The organism is Candidatus Zixiibacteriota bacterium (assembly GCA_022865345.1).
In the GTDB taxonomy this organism is placed as follows: Bacteria; Zixibacteria; MSB-5A5; order MSB-5A5; family RBG-16-43-9; genus RBG-16-43-9.
Genome location: JALHSU010000107.1, coordinates 1 through 1,536, shown reverse-complemented (window position 1 = coordinate 1,536; position 1,536 = coordinate 1). Strand labels below are relative to the sequence as shown.

The 1,536-nt window shown below is 49.0% G+C and carries 1 protein-coding gene; it reads right to left on the bottom strand.

Annotation, left to right across the window (positions count from 1 at the left end):
- On the bottom strand, nt 1-1,059 hold a 1,059-nt coding region (locus tag MUP17_04775), incomplete at its 3' end, for a PQQ-binding-like beta-propeller repeat protein (protein ID MCJ7458284.1).
- Nucleotides 1,060-1,536: the final 477 nt, after the last annotated feature.

Sequence of the window (1,536 nt, the reverse complement as noted above, 5' to 3'; positions counted from 1 at the left end):
GCTATCCTTACAAGTAGTAACGTTCGTGACGGCAACGTCATGAACTGGACCAAAAGCAAGAACACTACCATCATATGAGCCAACGTAGACCATGCCGCCAGCAACAGCAGGAGAAGAATACACACCGCCCCCTGTTGCGTAGCTCCATATGAAAGCACCAGTAGAAGCAGACAAACAGTAAACACTACCATCATATGAGCCCACGTAGACAAGCCCGCCAGCAACAGCGGGAGAAGAATACGCAATGGGTCCGCCTGTTGCGTAGCTCCAAAGTTTCGTTCCAGTAGAAGCAGACAAACAGTAAACCTTGCCATCATATGAGCCAATGTAGACCAGTCCGCCAGCAACAGCGGGAGAAGACAAAACAATATCGCCTGTTCCGTAGCTCCATATAAAAGCACCAGTAGAAGCAGACAAACAGTAAACACTACCATCCTCTGAGCCCACGTAAACTCTGCCACCAGCAACAGCAGGAGAAGAATACACACAGCCGCCTGTTGCGTAGCTCCAAAGTTTCGTTCCAGTAGAAGCAGACAAACAGTAAACACTACCATCATATGAGCCCACGTAGACCAGTCCGCCAGCAACAGCGGGAGAAGACAAAACAATATTGCCTGTCGCGTAGCTCCAAAGTTTCGTTCCAGTAGAAGCATCCAAACAGTAAACCTTGCCATCATATGAGCCAATGTAGACCAGTCCGCCAGCAACAGCGGGAGAAGAAAGCACACTGCTGTCTGTTGCGTAGCTCCATATGAAAGCACCAGTAGAAGCAACCAGACAGTAAACATTGCCATCAAATGAGCCCACGTAGACCATGCCGCCAGCAACAGCAGGAGAAGAAGACGCCATGCTGCCTGTTGCGTAGCTCCATATGAAGGCACCAGTAGAAGCAGACAAACAGTAAACCTTCCAATCGTCTGATCCAACATAAACTCTACCGTCGGCAACAGCAGGAGAAGACTCAACATATCTGCCTGTTGCGTAGCTCCATAGTGTGTGGTTTGTGGTTGGCCCGCTTGAAGAGGAGAATCCGCTGTGACCTAGGTCGTGGTGGAACATGGGCCACCAGTCAACAGTAAGCGCGCCCCAAGGTGCCATGAGGGGGTAGTTGTCTTGATTGCTCGCGTCAATAACGTAGGGTGTGTCGCCTATTCCGTCGCTTCCAGTTTGATTCTGGTATGGGCCACTGTACAAGTCTGTGCCGTTGTAGTCGCTCCAGTAGTTTCCGCCAGAAGCGTAACCGTCATCCCAAGCATTCGCTGAGCCGCTGGAATAAACTTGGACGTTATTGTTGACAAAAATGTTGTGGAAAATGCTGTTGTTTGAAGAAGCGGTGAGATATATGCCGTACTCGTTGTTTGTTATGTTGTTTCCGCTTACGCTGTTGCTTGAAGAGCGAAGAAAGACACCATACCCGTTGTTTGTTATGTTGTTACCAGAAATGCTGTTACAGTCTGAGGAAGGCCAAATCCAGATGCCTAGATCGTTGTCTGTTATGTTGTTACCGGAAATGCTGTTGTAGCTTGAAGAATAGAG